General features: G+C 65.6%; 13 protein-coding genes and 1 pseudogene. 8 read left to right on the top strand and 6 right to left on the bottom strand.

Annotated elements, in window-relative coordinates; genetic code table 11:
• Positions 1–2: 2 nt before the first annotated feature.
• Positions 3–199 (top strand): annotated as a pseudogene (locus KZX17_RS05070) (aldehyde dehydrogenase family protein); the annotation flags it as partial.
• A gap of 131 nt (positions 200–330) precedes the next feature.
• Here KZX17_RS05070 and KZX17_RS05065 read toward each other — a convergent pair.
• From KZX17_RS05065 to KZX17_RS05050, 4 genes are read right to left on the bottom strand one after another with little or no spacing between them, the layout of a single operon-like run.
• Positions 331–1815: a GH1 family beta-glucosidase gene (locus KZX17_RS05065; RefSeq protein WP_248170338.1), complete on the bottom strand. Its 1485-nt coding sequence runs from the start codon at positions 1813–1815 to the stop codon at positions 331–333.
• A 42-nt stretch (positions 1816–1857) separates the two neighbouring features.
• Complete coding sequence (locus KZX17_RS05060) at positions 1858–2778, bottom strand: carbohydrate ABC transporter permease (RefSeq protein ID WP_248170340.1); 921 nt, start codon at positions 2776–2778, stop codon at positions 1858–1860.
• Complete coding sequence (locus KZX17_RS05055) at positions 2775–3710, bottom strand: carbohydrate ABC transporter permease (RefSeq protein WP_248170342.1); 936 nt, start codon at positions 3708–3710, stop codon at positions 2775–2777. Before KZX17_RS05055 ends, KZX17_RS05060 begins: the two co-directional genes overlap by 4 nt.
• A gap of 26 nt (positions 3711–3736) precedes the next feature.
• Complete coding sequence (locus tag KZX17_RS05050; protein WP_248170343.1) at positions 3737–5071, bottom strand: sugar ABC transporter substrate-binding protein; 1335 nt, start codon at positions 5069–5071, stop codon at positions 3737–3739.
• A gap of 154 nt (positions 5072–5225) precedes the next feature.
• Here KZX17_RS05050 and KZX17_RS05045 point away from each other — a divergent pair, with 154 nt between their 5' ends.
• Both KZX17_RS05045 and KZX17_RS05040 read left to right on the top strand, forming a co-directional pair.
• On the top strand, positions 5226–5912 hold the full coding sequence (locus KZX17_RS05045; protein WP_248170344.1) for a TetR/AcrR family transcriptional regulator: 687 nt from the start codon (positions 5226–5228) through the stop codon (positions 5910–5912).
• 241 nt (positions 5913–6153) lie between these two features.
• Positions 6154–7761, top strand: coding sequence for a DUF5597 domain-containing protein (locus tag KZX17_RS05040; protein WP_248170346.1), 1608 nt, complete (start codon positions 6154–6156; stop codon positions 7759–7761).
• A 68-nt stretch (positions 7762–7829) separates the two neighbouring features.
• On the opposite strand, the gene KZX17_RS05035 is transcribed toward KZX17_RS05040, so the two are convergent.
• On the bottom strand, positions 7830–8921 hold the full coding sequence (locus KZX17_RS05035) for an endo-1,4-beta-xylanase (protein WP_248170348.1): 1092 nt from the start codon (positions 8919–8921) through the stop codon (positions 7830–7832).
• A 260-nt stretch (positions 8922–9181) separates the two neighbouring features.
• Here KZX17_RS05035 and KZX17_RS05030 point away from each other — a divergent pair, with 260 nt between their 5' ends.
• A complete protein-coding gene (locus KZX17_RS05030; protein WP_248170349.1) occupies positions 9182–9490 on the top strand; it encodes an ATP-dependent DNA ligase in 309 nt (102 codons plus the stop codon).
• 406 nt (positions 9491–9896) lie between these two features.
• Here KZX17_RS05030 and KZX17_RS05025 read toward each other — a convergent pair whose 3' ends face one another.
• Positions 9897–10445, bottom strand: coding sequence for a TetR/AcrR family transcriptional regulator (locus KZX17_RS05025; RefSeq protein WP_248170351.1), 549 nt, complete (start codon positions 10443–10445; stop codon positions 9897–9899).
• Between the two features lie 572 nt (positions 10446–11017).
• On the opposite strand from KZX17_RS05025, the gene KZX17_RS05020 reads away from it, so the two are divergent.
• The 4 genes from KZX17_RS05020 to KZX17_RS05005 all read left to right on the top strand — a co-directional run bounded on the left by KZX17_RS05020 (position 11018) and on the right by KZX17_RS05005 (position 19478).
• Positions 11018–12655, top strand: a complete 1638-nt coding sequence (locus KZX17_RS05020; RefSeq protein WP_248170353.1) for an endo-1,4-beta-xylanase — start codon at positions 11018–11020, stop codon at positions 12653–12655.
• A gap of 230 nt (positions 12656–12885) precedes the next feature.
• Positions 12886–15369, top strand: coding sequence for a glycoside hydrolase family 78 protein (locus tag KZX17_RS05015; RefSeq protein ID WP_248170355.1), 2484 nt, complete (start codon positions 12886–12888; stop codon positions 15367–15369).
• Positions 15366–17147: a family 43 glycosylhydrolase gene (locus KZX17_RS05010; protein WP_248170356.1), complete on the top strand. Its 1782-nt coding sequence runs from the start codon at positions 15366–15368 to the stop codon at positions 17145–17147. Before KZX17_RS05015 ends, KZX17_RS05010 begins: the two co-directional genes overlap by 4 nt.
• 162 nt (positions 17148–17309) lie before the next feature.
• Positions 17310–19478, top strand: a complete 2169-nt coding sequence (locus KZX17_RS05005) for an MMPL family transporter (protein WP_248170358.1) — start codon at positions 17310–17312, stop codon at positions 19476–19478.
• The last annotated feature ends 55 nt before the right edge of the window (positions 19479–19533 follow it).

The following is a 19533-nucleotide window of genomic DNA, read 5'->3' as shown; positions in this document are numbered from 1 at the left end:
GGTCATCGGTCTGGTCCTCGAACGTCGATGAAGCGGTCGAGGTCGCCAAGAGGATCCAGGCGGGAACCGTGTGGATCAACACCCACCGCACCCTCAATCCCGTGGTGCCTTTCGGGGCACGAAGGCCTCAGGTTATGGCCAGGAGTTCGGCGTCGCCGGGCTCAAAGCCGTCGCCGCGCCGAAGGTCATCAGCCGTTGAGCAAAACATCGCTCAACTGACTCACGAGCCGACGACCGTGCAGGCCGCGCACCACCTGGTGCGGGGCCTACCGTCGCGGCGGCGGGATCAACCTCCACATGAGCCGTTGGGTTGGCAGCTGCGCGCCGAGGTCATCGGGTCGGCTGCACCTCGGGCGCGTGGAGAACAGGGATCGACCGCGAACTGCAGAGCTCGGCGAAGAAGTGCCCGCTGAGCTTCGGTGTGCGTTGCAGCGTTTCATAGTCGACGTGGATGATCCCGAAGCGGGGCTCGTATCCTGCCGCCCATTCGAAGTTGTCCAGCAACGACCACACGAAGTACCCCGTGATCTTTGCCCCTCGCTCATGAGCGCGGTAGACCGCTGCGATGTGGTCCGCGATGTACCGAGTCCGCTCATGGTCGAGCACCCGTCGGGTACCCTCATCCTCGATCACGTCATCCGCGAATGCCGCTCCGTTCTCCATCACCATGATCGCGAGATCAGGGAACTCTTCAGACAGCGCGACGATGTGCTCTTCGAGTCCTGTCGGTTCGATGCCCCAGTCCATTCCCGTCCGGGCGAGCTCGCTCTTGCGCACGAACTCGATTCGCTCAGAACCGGGAAAGGCGGTACCCCCGTGTTGCTCCTTTTGGGGATCGTAGTCGGGGTTGACGCGAACGTGCATGACCTCGTAATAGTTCACACCTAGCACATCAAGCGGCTGATGAGCCACCTCGAGGTCCCCGGGCAGCACGAAGCTCCAGTCGCTGAAACGTGCCGTATCCGCCAGCAGATCAGAGTCGTACCTGCCGTAGAGCATGGGGCCCGTGAAAATGCGATTGGCAACGGCGTCAAAAAGGCGAGCTGCCTCGCCGTCGATCGGGGATGCGGGCTGAATCCGGAAGATGTTGAGTGCGACTGAGATCTGCGCGCCGGGCTTGGTGATGGTTCGCCTCAGTGCCCGTACCGCCAGGCCATGCGACAGATTGAGGTGGTGCGCTGCAGCCAGCGCATCCGCATGACTGGTGCCCCCCGGCGCAAACGCGCCGCTCCCGTACCCGGAGAACGAGTTGTTCCAGGGCTCGTTGTGGGTTGACCAGACATCGACGCGATCTCCGAGGGCAGCGCCGACGACCTCGGCATATTTCTCGAATGCGTAGGCAGTCTCTCGCCCTCGCCAGCCGCCGTACTTGTCCTCAAGAGCCTGCGGGAGGTCCCAATGGTTGAGGGTGACGACGGGCCGGATGCCGCGTGCGAGAAGGCCATCGACGAGACGGGAGTAGAAGGCGATGCCCTCTTCGTTCACGCCCCCCTCCCCGGCGGGCATCACCCGGGGCCAGGAGATGGAGAAGCGGTAAGCGTCGAGGTTGAGGTCGGTCATGTGACCGAGATCCTCTTCGACGCGGTGATAGTGATCGGCGGCGATGTCGCCGGTAGCTCCCCGCGCCGTCTTGCCCGGTGTGTGGCTGAACGTATCCCAAATCGAAGGGCCCCTGCCCCCGGCATCGGCACCTCCCTCGATCTGGTACGCGGCAGTCGACGCGCCCAGGACGAACGACTGCGGGAATGAGAGGTGGCCGGGGCTCAAATGCGCCTGATACATAGTGGTTCTTTCCATGTCGTTCGTCACCGTCATCGCGGCATTGCGTCGCCGGAGCCAAATGGATGAGTGGAGTCCTCAGCCTTTGATGCCGGAGGAGACGTTGGATTGGATGAAGTAGCGCTGCATAAAGAAAAAGATGAGCAAGACGGGAATGATGTACATCACTCCCGCAGCCGCCTGGACAGTGGGGATCGTGTTCCCGTTCGGATCCTGGTAGAACGCGGTGATCGCGACGGCCAGAGTCGTATTGTCCAGGTTGAGCAGCAGCGCGGGAGCGATGTAGTCGCCCCACGTCCACGTGAACGACAATAGGAACGACGTGATCAGGATCGGCCGCGACAGTGGCAGGAAGATGGTTGCGAAGATCCGGAACCAGCCGGCACCGTCGATGATGGCCGCGTCCTCCAGCTCCTTCGGAAGAGAGGAGAAGTACTGGCGGAAGAGGAAGACCATATACGGCGACGCCGCCAAGCCCCAGAGAACCCAAGGCCAGTACGTGTTAATAAGCCCGATGCGGGAGAACAGGATGTAGGTGGGCAGCAGCGTCAGAATCTGCGGGATCATCATCGTGGCGAGCACGATCAAGAAGAGAGCCTTCTTCCCCGGGGCCCTGAGTCGTGCAAACCCGAACCCGACGGCGGCGCTAGAGAGCGTGATCAGTATCGAGTAGGTCGTCGCGAGGAACAAGGAGTTTCCGGCGTACCCGAAGAAGTTGGCATCGTTGAGGGCTGCGGCGAAGTTCTCCCACTGCGCCTGCTCGGGCAGGATCTTGACCGGAAGCGAAGCCCACTCGGCGGGCGTCTTCAGTGCTGCCAAGACGAGCCAGATGAACGGACCGATGAAGAACGCGCTCAGCGCCAGGATCAGGATGTAGGTCCAGGGGCCGGGCCGTCTTTCCGACCTCCGAACCTTCGCGCGCCGTCGCCGCCGAGGTGACGTTGAGGGCGGAGTGATGATGGGGAACTCGTTGACAGAGTTGTTCTCGGTGAGCGTCACTTCACGGCTCCTTCGCGTTCGGCGTCGGCGTCGACTTCGTAGTAAACCCAGGATCGGCTTGAGCGCAGCAAGACGAGGGTGAGGCCGAGGATGATGATGAAGAAGATCCATAGCATCGCGGAGCCGTAGCCGAACCGGTTGTTCAAGAAGAACTCCTGGTACACCTGGACCATGTAGAGGGTCGTGCTCTCCGGGACAGCTGCGGCGCCAGAAAGGCCGGCGGAGTTGGTCAGGAGCAGCGGTTGAACAAACACCTGCAGCGCTGCGATCACGCCGGTCACGACTTGGAAGAACAGGATCGGCGAGATCATCGGGATGGTGACGTGCCGGAAAACCGTCCACCGACCCGCGCCGTCGACAATGGCGGCTTCCTCGAGCTCTCTCGGCACCCCCTGAAGCGCCGCCAGCATGATGATCATGCCGCCGCCTACTCCCCAGAGCATGAGGATGATCAGCGAGTAGAACACTGCCGGGTCGACGAGCCAGCCGGTGGGCGGGATGCCGAAGGCCTTGCCCATGGCGTTGAGGATGCCTGCGTCTTTATTGAAGATCAGCTTCCACATGATGGCCATGGCCACCACTGGCACAACTGATGGCAGGAAGAAGACGGTACGCCAGACTCCGACCGCCCTCAGTCGCCGGTTGATGATGGTAGCGAGTCCCAGCGACCCGCCGACGGTGAGCGGCACGACGATGGCGGTGAATGCCAGCGTTCGGAGCAGTGCCGCCCACGCGTCGGCGTCGGAGAACAGTTCGATGTAGTTGTTCAACCCGACCCACTTATAGCGGGGCGAGCTTCCATCGAAGTTGGTGAAACTCACCAGCAACCCGTAGATCATCGGTGCCGCGGTGAGCAGTAGGAAGCCCACTGCCCACGGCGCCACGAACGCATAGAACGTCCGCTTCGGATATCGGGTCCACTTGCGAGCCATCAGTCGTTCTCCTTAGATCGGCGGTGTCAGCCGACCTGGTCCTTGCCCTTGGCGAGCGTCTCGTTCAGCTCGTCGGTCAGCTGGGTGCCAGCTTCTTCCACGGTGAGCTCACCCTTGATCGCCTGCTGCAGGTACTTGTCGATCGATCCCTGCAGGGCCTCGGCGGAAATGTACGGTGAGTCCGGCAGCGGCGCGGTGTACTGCAGCTGGTTCTGAACGACCTCGTACGCCTGCTGCTGGAAGGGCTGCTCCTGCGGCAGTCTGTCGGAGAGCGACTTCAACGAAGGAAGGCCCCATCCGCTGGACGCGCGGGCTTCGGCCGGCTCGCCCCCGAGCCACCACTCCAGGAACTCCCAGGCGAGATCCTTGCTGTCCGACTGCTCGGGGATCCACAAGCCAGCGCCACCGAAGCTCGCTCCGATCGGCTCATCGCCCATCGTGGGAGCCGGTGCAAACCGAACCGTCTTCATCGCGTCATCCGCGGCGAAGTTGCCTCCGAACCAGTACCCGTCCTGACTGATCGCCATTCGGTTGGCGGCGAAGGTCGAGAAGTCAGAGCCGTCCGGCAGCGGATTGAGCGAAGTGGGGCCGACGCCCGACTGCCCGAAGTCGACGAACCACTGCAGCGCTTTCTGCGCCTCGGGGGTGGTGAAGTCGACTTCGGAAAGGTCGTCACTGAACAGGCTCCCTCCCTGCTGCTCGACCATCACAGCCAGAGGGCCGTACAGCGTCCACGCCCACTCCATCCCGAGGCCATAGACCTCCGTGGTGCCGCCGTCGACGACTGCGAGCTTCTTCGCAATCTCGAGCAGCTCGTCGTAGGTGATCGGCTCAGTGTCGCTGAGGTAAGGAACGCCGGCCTTGTCGAACAACGACGTGTTGTACCAAAGCGCGTTGTCCTGGCTCCAGTCCTTCACGATGCCGTAGAGGGGGCCCTCGCCGCTGCGCTCGCCGTTCCAACGGAACCCGTCGTTCACGGCCTGCAGATCGTCCTCCTTCAGCACCTCGCTCTTCTCGAGGTAGGGAGTGAGGTCCGTCGCAAGTCCGCGAGCGTTCACGTTGGCGCTGCCGAGCGCGTTGCCGAACGCGACGTCCGGCGGGTTGCCGGAAGCGAGCATGGTGTTCAGCCGAGCAGGATCGGTCGGGATGATGTTGATCGCTACTCCGGGGTGCGCATCTTCAAACGTCGCGATCTGCTCATCAGTCATGTCACCAGCACCCATGTAGACGTCGAGCGTGGTCTCTCCGGAACTGTTCCCACCGCCGCCGCCGCCAGTGCATCCAGCGAGCAGAGCCGAAGTGGTGACGAACGTTCCCAGAACGATCGCAGTGCGGCGGGCGCGAAGCGCGCGTCTAGCCATGTCAACCTCCTTGTAAACATTGAGAAACCCGTGCCGGGCCACCCTTGGTGAACACAACATACATCGAAACTGGAACAGGTGCTACATTTTTGATCACGAGTTGGCAACGGCAGTCAGGCGACGACTCCCGGACCGGATAGGTAGGGTCACGACTATGAGCTCACCGAAAACCACCGGCGCCCGAGGGCCGTACGCAAAGTCCGCCCAGCGCTCGAGTGACATCCTTGACGCAGCCGCAACGGTGTTCGGGACGCACGGATACCACGGCGGATCGCTGCGCGACATCGCTCGTCAACTCGACGTGAGCCTCACCAGCGTCGTGCACCACTTCGGCAGCAAGTACGAGTTGCTCGAAGCGGTGCTCGAGCGTTCGGATGGCACCACCGACGGCAATCAAGCCTTCGACTTCGACGCCGCGTGCGTCGATCGAGGAGTCGTGCCGGCCACGCTGGAGCGGATCCGTTCCAGTGTGAAACGGCCCGAGTTGCTCAGACTCTTCGCCATCCTCGCCGCGGAGTCCTCGGCCCCCGGGCATCCCGCTCACGATTGGTTCGTCGCCCGGTACCAGCGGAAGGCCAGCGAGCTCGCAAACGCATTCACCTATGACCAGACCTCTGGCCGAATCGACGCCGCCCGCGATCCGCAGGCGCTCGGGCGGCTGTTGCTTGCCGTCTGGGACGGGGTTCAGCTCCAGTGGCTAATCGACCCGTCCACGGACATGGAGAAGGCGATGCTGCTCTTCTTCGAGTCCGCCTTGCCTGAAGCCCTCAACCACCCGCGAGCAGTCGTTCGGCGTGAATTGCCCACGTCACCTCGGACACCAGCAGGGAACGATGCGTGAACGCGCGCGGGGGCGAACCCAGCATCCTGCGGAAACTCCGATAAGACACGCTTACCGGACGGATGGGCGCGTCTGAACACCTGAGGACTGCTCATTTACCCCTAGTCCCGATGCGGCCCGCGTGCTCTCCCCTCGGCCTCTCAAAATAGAACATCTGCTACATTTTTTTGCGGCTCGCTGAGAGACTCCTGTGTCGACACCTCCGTCGGCCCGATCGACCAGCGCGAGAAAGGACGCCAACATGACTTCTGCGCTTGCGCCCGCAGTTCGTTGGGCGGGACCGTATCTGAGCGTGGACAAGGCGCCGTTCCTGGTGGTCGGCGCAGAGGTGCACAACTCCAGTTCGAGCAGCCCGGCCGTGATTACCGAGTCATTCGAGACTGTCCACCAGCTGGGCGCGAACAGCGTCCTTGCCCCTGTCGCGTGGGACCTGCTCGAACCCACTGAGGGAGTCTTCGACTTCGACCTCATCGACACGATGATCGCGACTGCCCGAGGCTTGGGGCTCAAGCTCATTCCCCTTTGGTTCGGTTCTTGGAAGAACGCCGTCTCCACGTACGTCCCGGGCTGGGTCAAGACCGACCCCCGCCGGTTCCCACGCTCGGAGCGGTCCGATGGCACACCGGTCGAGCACCTGACACCTTTTGTCACAGCATCACGCGACGCCGACGCACGCGCCTTCGCTGCGCTCATGGCGCGGATCCGCGAGGTCGATGTGGACCACACGGTGGTCGCGGTACAAGTGCATAACGAGGTCGGCATTCTCGGCGCGAGCCGTGACCACAGTCGGCATGCGGACGCTGCCTACGCGAGCCTCGTCCCAGCCTCGGTCATCGACGCCGTGGCCCGTGACGTAGACGCACCTGCGTATCGCGCCTGGGTGTCGGCCGGATCGCCGAAGGCGGGCAGCTGGGCGGAGGTGTTCGGGCCGGGAGAGCGCACGGATGAGGCCTTTATGGCTGCCGGTTTCGCCGCGTACACCGGCTCGGTAGCCGCCGCAGGCGCCGCGGAACACGACGTTCCCGTGTTCGTCAACGCCTGGCTGGACGCGGACAGTGTCTTGGACGGACCCGTCGCCGTCGCCGGCGGCAAACGACCCGGAGATTACCCCAGCGGCGGACCGGTCCTTCCCGTCGCCGCGATCTGGGAAGCCCTCGCTCCGGCGCTCGATTTTCTCGCCGTTGACGCGTACGTCGACGACGCGGACCCCGTCTTCGCCGCTTATCGAGCGCGCCGGAACCGCCTGTTCATACCCGAGCTTCGGGCCGATGCACGCGGCATCGAGCAGATGTTTTCTGCGGTCGGGGCTCACCGCGCTCTGGGTGTCTCCCCCTTCGGGGTGGACAGTCTCGACCCCGAAGATCCTGACACAGCACCGCTGCGAGACGCGTACCGGCTGCTGAGAGTTGTCGGGCATCTGATCCGCCGACACCCCGACGCGGAGATTCGCGGCTTCACCCTCGACGGAGCGGTGCCGCATGTCGAGATTCGTCTCGGGGACGTCGATGTTCAGGTCCACGCGCTGGACGGTCGCCCCCCTCAGGACCGACCGGTCCCCGGGTACGGCATCGCAGTGGACATCGGCGACGGCAGCCTCTTCATCATCGGGCGAGGCCTCCGAGTCAGCCTCGCCGCCGCAGCAGGACGCCAGGTCGGATTTCTGACTGCCACCGATTACGACCTCGCAGACGACGAGCTGACGGTGTCCCGACAACTGAACGGCGACGAAACTGCAGGCGGCACTGCACTCTTCATGCCGTTCGTTGACACACCCCTGCTGCCGAGCCGAGTCATCCCGACCAGGTTGCCAGACACCGGAATCGTCCGGATCCGCGCGTATACGTACTGACCTCGGGGCAACGTGGGCGGTCCGTCAGATGCGGCGCACGTCTCGCGAGAAGGCACCGCCCACCGCGTTCAGCCGAGGCTGTCGATCTCCCCATTTCGACGTTCCGTCGGCATACCAAGACGGTTCGCGAAGGCCTGGAGCACGTCGTGCACCGCGAAGTAGGCCGGCTTCGGTTCGAACTGTTCGTCGAACAGCGTAGGTTTGGCGCCAGGTAGCCACGTGTAGAGGTGTCGATCTGTGAAGCCCCACACGCTGATATCCCTGATTCCGGCGTCGAGAGCTTCCTGGAGAACGTCGCGATAAATCTGCGCCTGGGAATGATCGTCCAGGGTGTGCACATCGAGTTCGGCGATCGTAACCTCCAGACCGAGTTCTCGGTACTCACGGACGATTGCGGTGAGCTCGCCTGCGGCGGGCGCGTGGATGGTCTCGTGCATCTGGAGCGCGATGCCGTGCACGGGAACTCCGTCGGCGACCATGGACGAAACGAGTTCGTACATTTCCCGACGCTTTGCTGGGTAGTACTCGGTGAGGTTCTCGTTGAAAAATAGACGCGCCGTCGGGTCCGCATCGTGAGCGATACGGAACGCCTCGGCGATGTAGCCCGACCCGAGACGCTCGTAGAACAAGTTGCGCTCGAGGCCTTCCCCACCCAGTGGCGCGAAGGGCTCGGTCACGATGTCCCACCGGTCCATCCGACCCGTATAGCGCTGCATGATGGTCTCGAAATGCGTGACGAGCGCAGCTCGAAAGCTTGCGGCATTTTCCTTCGCGGCCAGCCACGGAGGGTTGAAAGCCCGCGAGATGCCGCTGTGGGCTTTGAACTGCATCTGGTGCGCTTCCGCGAACTGCAGAAGGCGATCCAGCCCGTCGAAGTCGAAGACGCCTTCCTCCGGTTGCACCATGTCGAACTTGAACTCGTTTTCGGGAGACAGGCTGTTGAACTGGTGAGCTAGGGTCCGCCCGTACCGGGGGTCCGTGAAGTAGTTGGCTGGACGCTCGTCGGCGGTGGAAAGAGAAGCTTTTACGGATCCCGATCCCCACACGAGTCCGCCTCGGTCGGCGAGAGTGCGAAGCGAGTCGATGCGCGGGGCGACGCCCGCATCGGTGGCGTGGGATGTGCTGCGGCTGGACGCTGACATAGAGTTCCGATCGGTCATACGGTTCATGGTCGACAGCTCAAAGAACGTCGCACTCAGGCTGCCGTCGTCGCCGGTTCTGACGTCCAAAATGTAACACCCGCCCTGATCCGGACCAAGGAGGTACCGCAGCTCTCGCGGTGAGGCGGGTCACTGCAGGTTGTTGAGTTCCGCGTAGCGCGCGCCGAGGGCGAGCAGCTCGTCATGAGTTCCCTGCTCGGCGATCCTTCCTTGGTCCAACACCAGTTGATCATTCGTGCGTACGGTGTAAGCCTTACGGCATGGGCCGCTTCACGTACGAGAAGAACTTCTCGCTCGAGATCGAAGACCGCCCACTCGTTCACGTTGAAACTGCGATCGAGACGAAGCTCCGTCGCGGCGAGCCGTTCATGTTCACCTGGAAGGTCGACATGGCTGCAGGCAGCGGACGGAACTCCGTGTGGGTCAATCGGAACTCGATGCTCGTGTTCAAATATCGGACCCCGCAGCGCGAGATCAACGGTGCGTGGGTCAACGCGCTCCTTGCAACCGCGAACTCGCCGACGGGAATGCACATCGTTAAGGAGCCCGCGGGACTACCGTCGGCGTAGCCCCAAGCCGGCGTGTCGCGGCGGTCGATGTCAGCGGTCGAGCAGGAGCCCCAGCGATCCGCTCACCACGAGCAGTGCGACGAAAACGACGCCCGCCGTGACGAAAAGAACCAGCCGTCGCGCTCTCACCTCGGGACCGCTCACAGCATGAGTCTTCCATCGAGGGCTGAAGTCTCCCGGCCAGCCACACGCTGGACGGGTTTGATCGTGATCACCGTAGGGGATGAACGAGTTCGTCCGCGTCACGGTCGAAGTTGTTGGTCACGGTCACCAAAATCTCGCCTGTCTCGCCTGGCGCGGTGGCGCGGCGCGCGAGTTCGAACTATTTCCGGCGCGCGAGCGGGACTTCGAAAGCGGCTCCGCGCCTTGCACGCGGCGCCCCCTGACCGCGGCGGGGCCCAGGCCGTCATCTATCGAGGTGCACGGTGAGAAGTGTGTTGAGGTAGGCGCGTAAGTGCTCCGGCACGCTCACCGCCTCGCGGTTGAGGAGCCACTGAATTTGCATCCCATCCCACAGCGCAACGATCTGCGGGGCGGCTATGTCGGGGTCGACATGGCCCCGCAACTGCCCTTGTGTTTCGATGTGTCGCAGAGTGGAAGCGAGGCCCGCACGAACAGACTCGTACCGTCGCTTGAAATAGTGGAATGCCGGATGGTCCGGTTGAGTCGCCTCCGCGGCTAGCGTCGTGAACAGCTCGACGACACCAGGAACTGTGAAGTTGTATTCCGCTAGACGAAGCAGTTCTTCGAGTGCCCGTCTTCCGCTCTCAGGTGCCAGTGCGAAGGTCTCGCGAGCATGATCGTCGCGATATTGCAGAACGGCGATCAGTAGTTCCGATTTGGAAGCGAAGTGGTGTAACAGTCCCGCCTCGCTCAAGCCCGCGCGGCGTGCCACCTCTCGAAGTGATCCGCGGTTATAACCGGACCGCGAGAAGGTCTGAAAAGCGGCATCCACGATCCGGGCCTTGACGAGCCCAGTCTTCGCGTAGGGTCCGCGAGACTGTGACCGCGCTGCCTGAGAGGCTGCAGCTTTACTGACGGCGTCCTTCTCATGCCGGCCCGTCATGGTTCCGTCCCATCTGAGTGCGCCCGGGATGGCGAGACTACAGGCCAGCGGTGGGCATCGACGAGATGCGCCAGCGTAGCGTTGCTGCGGTCCAGGTCGCGCATCGCTCGCGCTTTCACGCGAGCGCGATCACCTGCCGGCCCCGGCGACATCAAGGACAAAGGTCAGGCACCTCACAGAAGCGTGGGGTTGGCCGCGTGCGGGGTCATTCCGTGCCGCAGCGCTGGCTCGCAGCCACCCCCGTGGGCACAACTTCAGTACGCATTGTTGCGAATCTAGAACACATGCTACATTTCTCGGCCAGCAGACCACACCGAGCGGTGTCGACCGAAGCTCAATGAAGAGTGAAGGGGGTTGGTAACACGCAGCAGCATTCACGTCGAAGTCCCGCATCAGCATCCCGCCGCGCAAGAACGAGCCGATCACGGCAACCAGTTGCGCACCACAGAAATCAGAGACCTATGAAAGCGCTAGGCAGAGTCGCCCTCGCATCTGCAGTCGTCCTCGGATTGACCCTCACCTCGGCAGGTACCGCTAACGCGGAATTTGCAACTGACCCCTCGATACGCGAACTCGCTGAACAGGCCGGCATTCTCTTCGGAGCCGGATCTGTGAAGGCGTCCGAATCGACCGCTGACGATCGACCAGCCAACTACTTCACGGACCCTCGCTACGGGCGGGTCCTCTCGGAACAGTTCAACAGCCTGTCGCCAGAGAACGAGTTCAAGTGGAACATGGTGCAGCCGCAGGAAGGCGTCTTCGACTTCGATGGTCTGGACCGGCTGGTCGCCTTCGCGGAAGAACACGACATGGAGGTGAAGGCTCACAGCGGCATCTCCCGCTCGTTCAATCCTGACTACCTCGTCGCCAAGACCGATCCAGCTGAGTTCCGTCAGGCCGTCATCGACCACTTCACGACGATTATGCAGCGGTACACCGGCAAGATGGACCGCTGGGACGTCGCGACTGAAGTCTTCACAACCTTTGGTGGCGAAGGGCTCGAACACAATCTCTTCTACGAGCGAATGGGCCCCAACTACCTCTCAGAGGTCTTCCGGATCGCGCACGCCGCAGATCCGACCGCCAAGCTCTTCATCAACGAGAACATGGTGGAGTTCTACCCCGCGAAGCGCCAGGAGCTGTATGACCTCGTTGCCGGGATGGTGGCTGACGGGGTGCCCATTGACGGGGTCGCTTTGCAAATGCACGAGACCATCGTCGGGCCTCAACCCGGCGTCCTCACGGGGATGGTGAACGACTACAGGGCACTCGGCCTCGAGGTCTCCATCGCCGAGCTCGATGTCCACACCTACGACCCGGCCTCCCAGGCCCAGATCTACGGCGATGTCGTGGCCGAAGCCCTCGCCGCGGGCATAACCGAGATCAGCACCTGGGGATTCACGGACAAGCACCTCTACACTTGGCTCCCCGGCGCGAAACCGACGATCTTCGACGAAGAGTTCAACCCGAAGCCGGCCTACTTCGCCGTGCGAGATGCATTGCAGTCGTTTGGTCACCATGACAGCGCGCCCGGAAAGGCGAGACTCTCGAACACCAGCGGTTGGGCGAAGGGCCTTCATGACGGCAACTACACCGTCGCGATGAACCTGCACCACGGCACCCCGGGCAGCTATTACCGGCTTTACGAGAACAACGTCCTCATCGACGCGAAGCAACTCAACGCAGTCGGCGTCACCTCGCAGTCGGCCGAGACGAGCGTCTCCGGCAAGCCCAACGGCACCTACTCGTACCGCGCCGAGCTCATCAACTCGAAGGGCGTAACGAAAACGAGCACGACGACGGTCAAGGTGAAGGACGCGGCGCCCGGGCGACCCGACATCTCCACCGACAACTGGGATCACGATGCGAACTTCACCGCCACCGCTAACCTCTGGTGGGGGACGAACGCGACCTCGTACGCCTTCTTTCTGGACGGTGTCAGGGTGGGCGAGGGGAAGCTGAACGCTGACACTCCGAAGGCGCAGACGGCGACAGTTTCGCTGCAGGGCGTTGAGGTCGGCTTGCACAAATTGACTGTCACATTCACGAATGCTCACGGTTCGACGGACTCTAAACCGCTCGCCGCCAGGGTGAGATAGCTGGAGTCACTGCAGGGGCCGACCGTTCAGCTCGGACGGCCCCTGCAGTGTCACCGTGAAAGCGGCGCCTTTCGTTCGCCCAGCCGTCTCGGGGCGAGCACTGCGTGCAGCTTCGCGCAGGGCGGGCACGCCCCCTCAGATAATTTGACGCGCGTCAATGACTGTGTTTACCTAGCCTCCCTGCCCGATCGTGGGTGGGTCGGACGATGAGGTGCGACGAAAGGCCCGACATGACCGCAGCAGCCTCCGCTATCACGAGGGCCTATTTTGTGGCCACCGCCAGTCCCTCCGCCGAGGGCGCCCCCGCGCCTTATTTCCGGCGGACGTTCTCCGTCCAACCCGGGCTGAAGTCTGCTCAGCTGCGGGCGACGGCGCTGGGTATCGTGGAGCCCTTCCTCAACGGACAACGCGTCGGTGGGGACGTGCTGGCTCCGGGATGGACTTCATACACCCACCGCATCGCGGTCACGACCACGGACGTCACCGACCTGCTGGTAATTGGCGAGAACGCGATCGGCGCAATCGTGGGTGAGGGGTGGGCCGTCGGTCGGATCGGGTTCGAGCACAAGCGGCACCACTACAGCGACCGCCCCGCCCTGTACCTCGAGCTACAGCTCGACTACGGCGACCGTACCGAGGTCATCGGCACCAACACCGACTGCCGTGTCGCAACAGGAGCTGTGCTCTCGGCCGGAATCTATGACGGCGAGGACTATGACGCCCGCCGCGAGCCGGAGGGCTGGAGCGAGCCCGGGTTCGACGATTCCACCTGGGCACCCGTCGTCGCACACGAGGTCGACCTCGGCGTGCTCGTCGACGATGCCGCGCCCCCGATCCGGCGCACGCAGGAACTGCCCGCGGTTTCGGTCCTCACGACGCCTTCGGGGCGGACGGTCGTCGATTTCGGGCAGGTGCTCACCGGCTGGGTGAGGCTCCGCGTCTCGGGACCCCGCGGCTCCGCGGTGACCCTCCGGCACGCCGAGCTTCTCAACGCGCAGGGCGAGGCGGAGTACGAGACCCTCCGCACCGCGAAGGCCACCGACCGCTACACGCTGCGCGGCGACGGCGTCGAGACGTGGGAACCCGCCTTCACCTTCCACGGCTTCCGCTACGTCGACGTCGAGGGCTGGCCGGGCGAGCTCGATGCCGCCGACCTGACGGCGATCGTCGTGCACAGCGACATGGAGCGCACCGGCTGGCTCGAGACCTCCGACCCACTGCTGTCGCGTCTGCACGAGAACGTCGTGTGGTCGATGCGCGGCAACTTCGTCGGCGTTCCGACCGACTGCCCGCAGCGCGACGAGCGCCTGGGCTGGACGGGCGACCTGCACGCCTTCGCACCGACCGCGGCGTTCCTGTACGACGTGCGCGGCGTGCTCGGCTCGTGGCTCGACGACCTCGCGGCCGAACAGCGCGAGAAGGGCTACGTGCCCTTCTACGTCCCCGACATCTCCGGCATCCCGTCCGCCCCGACGGCGCTGTGGAGCGACGTCGTCGTCGGCCTGCCCTGGACGCTGTACTGGGAGCACGGCGACGTGGAGATCCTGCGCCGCAACTGGCCGGCCATGGTCGCGTTCGTCGACCAGGTCGAGGGCCTGCTCGACCCCGACGGACTGTGGGGCTCGGGCTTCCAGTTCGGTGACTGGCTCGACCCCGACGCTCCGCCGGAGGACGCCAGCGGGGGCAAGACCGACCGCCACCTCGTGGCGACGGCCTTCTTCATCCGCACCCTCCGCCGGATGACGGCGGCGGCCCGCGCCCTCGGGCTCGGCGAGCAGGCGGAGCGCTACGACGCCCTGTCCGACCGCGTACGTGCGGCCTTCCGCACCGAGTACGTCGCGCCGTCGGGGCGCCTCGTGAGCGACTCGGCGACGGCGTACGCGCTGGCCATCTGCTTCGACCTGCTCGATGCACCCCAGCGCGAGCACGCCGGCGCTCGCCTCGCGCACCTCGTCACCAAGAGCGGCTACACCGTCTCGACGGGCTTCGCCGGCACCCCCTTCGTCGCACAGGCGCTCTCGGACACCGGGTACACCGACACCGCGTACCTGCTGCTGACCGAGCAGAGCTGCCCGTCGTTCCTCTACCCCGTCACCCAGGGCGCGACGACGATCTGGGAACGGTGGGATGCCGTGCGGCCCGACGGCACGCTCAACTCCACCGGCATGACCTCGCTCAACCACTACGCGCTCGGCTCGGTGGCCGAGTGGATGCACCGCGTCATCGGTGGTCTGGAGGCGCGCGAGCCGGGATACCGCCGGATGCGGATCGCCCCCCAGCCCGGCGGCGGCCTGACCTCGGCCCGTCTCGCGCACGAGACCGCGCACGGCCGGGTCGAGGTGTCGTGGCGCATCGAGGGGCGGAAGCTGACCGTCGAGGTGACGGTTCCGGCCGGGACCGAGGCGGAGGTCGTCCTGCCGAGCCACCCGGATGCCGCGGTCGAGACCGTCGGATCGGGCGCGCACGCGTGGACCTACGACATCTTCGTCGCGGCCCGCGAGGCGTACAACTTCGACACCTCGCTCAAGACCCTCGCGGAGGACCGCGCCGCCTGGCGCGCGCTGACGGCGGTGTTCAAAAAGCACCTGCCCTTCCCCATCGACGCATCCGGGCCCGAGGCAGAGCAGGTCACGCTCGGCATCATGCTGCCGATGATCCCCCACAGCACGCCCGAGCTCGAGCGGGACCTGCGAGAGACGCTGGAGTCACTGTGACCGATATCGATCCCACCGCCGTCGTCTGCAACCCCGTCGACCTGGCATACCGCTACCAAGACTTCGCGGGCGGGCCGCTGCGCGCGGTCTTCCGCGAGGCGGCCGACCCCTCCGTCGTGCGCTACGGCGGGCGGTACTACCTGTTCGCGTCGATGAGCGGCGGATACTGGCACTCCACCGATCTGCGCCAGTGGGAGTTCGCCGCGACGCCCGACCTGCCCGCGGGCGACTACGCACCCGACATCCGCGAGGTGGACGGCGCGCTCGTCGTCACGGCATCCCGTCGCCGCCCCGGAAGCCCGATCTTCCGTTCGCGCGCGCCGCTGACGGAGGGGTTCGAGCAGATCGGGGAGAGCACGTTCGCGTGGTGGGACCCGAACGTCTTCCAGGACGACGACGGCCGCACCTACCTGTACTGGGGCTGCTCCGACAAGGAGCCGCTGCGCGGCGTCGAGGTCGACCCCGCCACGCTCCGCCCGATCGGCGAGACCGTCGACCTGCTCGGCGGGCAGCCGCGCGAGCACGGCTGGGAGCGCAACGGCGAGAACAACCGCACCAGCCCGCCGGCCACGATCGCCGAGAAGTTCAGCGCCCGGGTCTTCGGCACCCACGGCGAAGCGCCCTTCCTCGAGGGCGCGTGGGTCGACAAGCACCGCGGCGTGTACTACCTGCAGTACGCCGGTCCCGGCACGGAGTACAACGTGTACGGCGACGGCTACTACACCGCGACATCCCCCCTCGGCCCGTACACGGCCTCTGCGCACAGCCCGTTCTCGTCGAAGCCGGGCGGCTTCGCGACCGGCGCCGGCCACGGCAGCACGTTCCAGGACGAGCACGGCAACTGGTGGCACGCCTCGACGATGCGCATCTCGGTCAACCACCGGTTCGAGCGGCGGCTGGGCATCTTCCCGGCCGGATTCGACGACGAGGGCACGCTGTTCTGCAACCAGAACTTCGGCGACTACCCAACGCTCGTCCCGCAGGGCCCCGTCGACCCCTGGACGGGGATCAGCACGGGATGGATGCTGCAGTCCTACCGCGCGCGGACGCTCGCGAGCTCCGCAGCACCCGGACACGGCCCCGAACTCGCCGTCGACGAGGACATCCGCACGTGGTGGGCGGCCGCTGATACGCAGCCCGGGCACACGCTCACGTTGGATCTCGAGGAGACCCGCGAGGTGCATGCCGTGCAGGTGAACATCGCCGACCACCAGGCGCGCCGGCACAAGCCGCGGCGGCCCCGGCGCAGCCCGCAGGAGCAGCCGGTGGCCTACCGCGCCGTCTATGCCGAGGACCACCCCACGCGGTATCTCCTCGAGGGCTCCGTCGACGGCGAGCGCTGGATCACGCTCCACGACGGCCGCGACGACGCCTCCGACCGGCCGCACCGACTCGTCACGCTCCCCCAACCGGAGCGCCTGCGCTACATCCGGGTCACCGGCATCGCCGTCGCCTGGGACGGGGTCTTCGCCGTGAGCGGGGTCCGCGTCTTCGGCCACCACGATGTCCCGGCTCCCCCGGCGGTGACCGCACGCGCAGTGCGCACCGGTCCCCTCGACGCCGTCGTGTCATGGGCCGCCACCGTTTCGGCGGACGGCTACAACGTCCGCTATGGGCTGGCGCCCGACCGCCTGTACAAGTCGTGGCAGGTCTGGGCGTCCGACCGCCTTGAGCTGACAACACTCAACGCGGGCCAAGATTACTGGGTGGCCGTCGACAGCTACGGGCCGGGCGGGGTCACCGCCGGCGAACCGCAGTTCCTCCCCGCCACGCCCTGACGCTCGCGCGGGATCGAGTGCGGCTACCGCGGACGCGGTAGCCGCACTACTGCGTCCGCGGGAGTGACGTCGCGCATCGGGCGGGATGTGCGACGGCGGCGCTGCGCAGAGGCTGTGTGAGGTCGACCAGAGTCGACACGTCCCCCACCCCCGAAGGAAAAAATGCCCGCCCTGCTCTCCCGCCTCGGGGCCTTCTCGGCGCGACACCGCATCGCGGTCGTCGTCGCCTGGATCCTGGCCCTGATCCTCTTGGCCGTCGTCACGCTGACCGGCATGAAGTTCAGCGACGGCGGCTTCGATGTCCCCGGCACCGACTCCAGTGACGCGATGAAGACCCTCGACGAGGAATTCGCCTCGACCGGCGTGTCCGGCCCCGCCCTGCAGCTGGTGATCAGTTCCGACGACGGGCAGATCACCGACGAGGCCGCCCGCATCGTCGAAGCCCGCGAGAGCCTGACAGCACTGCCGAACGTGGCCTCGGTGTCCGACCCGCTCGACCCCGCCCAGCCGAGGATCTCCCCCGACCTCTCGACGGCGATCATCGACGTGACCTTCGACGAGCTCAGCGAGCACGAGGCGGAGGTCGCCGCCGACGACCTCGCCGCCGTGGCCGACGACGTGCGCGCAGACGGCCTCGCCGCGGAGGTGGGCGGCACGGTCTCGTCGGAGATTCCCGAAATCCTCGGACCGAGCGAGATCGTCGGCGCCGTCGTCGCCTTTCTCGTCCTGATGATCACGTTCGGCTCGCTCGTGGCCGCCGGCGCGAACATGCTCGGGGCCCTCGTCGGTGTCGGCGTCGGCGTGCTCGGTGTTCTCGCCGCGTCCGCCATCTCACCTATTGGCTCGGTCACCCCGATCCTGGCGGTCATGCTGGGTCTCGCGGTCGGCATCGACTACGGCCTGTTCGTGCTGTCGCGCTTCCGTTCCGAGCTTGGCAACGGCCGCATCGTGCCCGAAGCGATCGCCCTTGCTAGCGGCACGGCCGGCTCGGCCGTCGCCTTCGCCGGCGCGACGGTCATCATTGCCCTCGTGGGACTGACCGTTGTCGGCATCCCCTTCCTCGGGGAGATGGGACTGGCCGCGGCCGCCGCCGTCGTCGTCGCCGTCCTGATGTCGCTGACCCTGATGCCGGCGCTCATGAGCATCATGGGACGTCGCGCGCTGCCCCGCCGAGCGCGACGGCGTCGTTCGACGTCGTCGTACGGCCCGGCGTGGGCTACGCGATGGGGCGCTCGCGTCACGCGCCGCCCAATCCTCGCGATCGCCGGCACTGTGCTCATCCTCGGCGTCGCGGCCGTTCCGGTCGCGTCGATGCAGACCTCCCTGGTCATCCCCGGCGGTGAGGACCCGACCTCCTCGCAGCGCGCCGCGTACGACCTGGTCGCCGACAGGTTCGGCGACGGAGCGCAGGATCCCCTCGTCGTGCTCGTCCGCGCGGACGATGCCGCTGCGGCGGTGCAGACGACCGCCGACAGCATCGGCGGACTCGACGACGTCACCGCCGTCATCCCGTCCGGCGTCTCCGAGTCCGGAGATACGGCACTGCTGACGGTGGTCGCCGAATCGGGACCGCTCGATGACGCCACGAAAGCGCTCGTGAGCGATATCCGCGATCTCTCTACCGAAGAAGCGAAGGTGCAGGTCACGGGCTCGACCGCTCTCAGCATCGACTCGGACGAGCAGCTGCGCAACGCGCTCATCCTCTACATCGCGCTCATCGTCGGTCTGTCACTGCTGCTGCTGGTCGTCCTGTTCCGCTCGATCCTCGTGCCGCTGCTGGCGACCGTGGGCTTCCTGCTGTCGCTCGGCGCCGGCCTCGGCGCGACCGTGGCGGTGTTCCAGTGGGGCTGGTTCGACGCCGTCGTGCAGGCGCCGCAGGGCAACCCGCTGCTGAGCCTGCTGCCGATCATCGTGACCGGGATCCTCTTCGGCCTCGCGATGGACTACCAGGTGTTCCTCGTCACCCGCATCCACGAGGCGTACCGCCACGGCCTGTCGCCGGCCGAGGCCGTGCGCACCGGATTCCGCAGCGCCGCACCCGTGGTGGTGGCCGCCGCGGCCATCATGACTGCTGTCTTCGGCGGCTTCGCACTGAGCCCGTCTTCGCTCGTGGGCTCGATCGCCCTCGCGCTGGCGGTGGGCGTGGTCGCCGACGCGATCCTGGTGCGGATGCTGCTGGTGCCGGCGACCCTCGCGCTGCTCGGCCGTGCCGCGTGGTGGCTGCCGCGGTGGGCCGAGCGGGTGATCCCGCGGGTCGACATCGAGGGCGAGAACCTCCCGGTGGCTCCGGTCGCACGCGCCGAGGAGTCCGATGTACTGCTGACGCGGTAGTCGCGTCTGCTTCGCCCGGGGGATGCCGTCACGGCTGCCCCGGGCGAAGCTGTCT

The sequence above is a fragment of the Microbacterium sp. EYE_78 genome, assembly GCF_023149035.1.
Lineage (GTDB): Bacteria > Actinomycetota > Actinomycetes > Actinomycetales > Microbacteriaceae > Microbacterium.
The sequence above is the reverse complement of the archived record's forward strand: the minus strand, read 5'-3'. Positions and strand labels throughout refer to the sequence as shown.

Bases quoted from the DNA above. Each gene is read 5' to 3' on its own strand.
- KZX17_RS05065 (WP_248170338.1), bottom strand. From the start codon at position 1,815: ATGACGGTGACGAACGACATGGAAAGAACCACTATGTATCAGGCGCAT.
- KZX17_RS05055 (WP_248170342.1), bottom strand. From the start codon at position 3,710: ATGGCTCGCAAGTGGACCCGATATCCGAAGCGGACGTTCTATGCGTTC.
- KZX17_RS05050 (WP_248170343.1), bottom strand. From the start codon at position 5,071: ATGGCTAGACGCGCGCTTCGCGCCCGCCGCACTGCGATCGTTCTGGGA.
- KZX17_RS05045 (WP_248170344.1), top strand. From the start codon at position 5,226: ATGAGCTCACCGAAAACCACCGGCGCCCGAGGGCCGTACGCAAAGTCC.
- KZX17_RS05040 (WP_248170346.1), top strand. From the start codon at position 6,154: ATGACTTCTGCGCTTGCGCCCGCAGTTCGTTGGGCGGGACCGTATCTG.
- KZX17_RS05035 (WP_248170348.1), bottom strand. From the start codon at position 8,921: ATGACCGATCGGAACTCTATGTCAGCGTCCAGCCGCAGCACATCCCAC.
- KZX17_RS05030 (WP_248170349.1), top strand. From the start codon at position 9,182: ATGGGCCGCTTCACGTACGAGAAGAACTTCTCGCTCGAGATCGAAGAC.
- KZX17_RS05020 (WP_248170353.1), top strand. From the start codon at position 11,018: ATGAAAGCGCTAGGCAGAGTCGCCCTCGCATCTGCAGTCGTCCTCGGA.
- KZX17_RS05015 (WP_248170355.1), top strand. From the start codon at position 12,886: ATGACCGCAGCAGCCTCCGCTATCACGAGGGCCTATTTTGTGGCCACC.
- KZX17_RS05005 (WP_248170358.1), top strand. From the start codon at position 17,310: ATGCCCGCCCTGCTCTCCCGCCTCGGGGCCTTCTCGGCGCGACACCGC.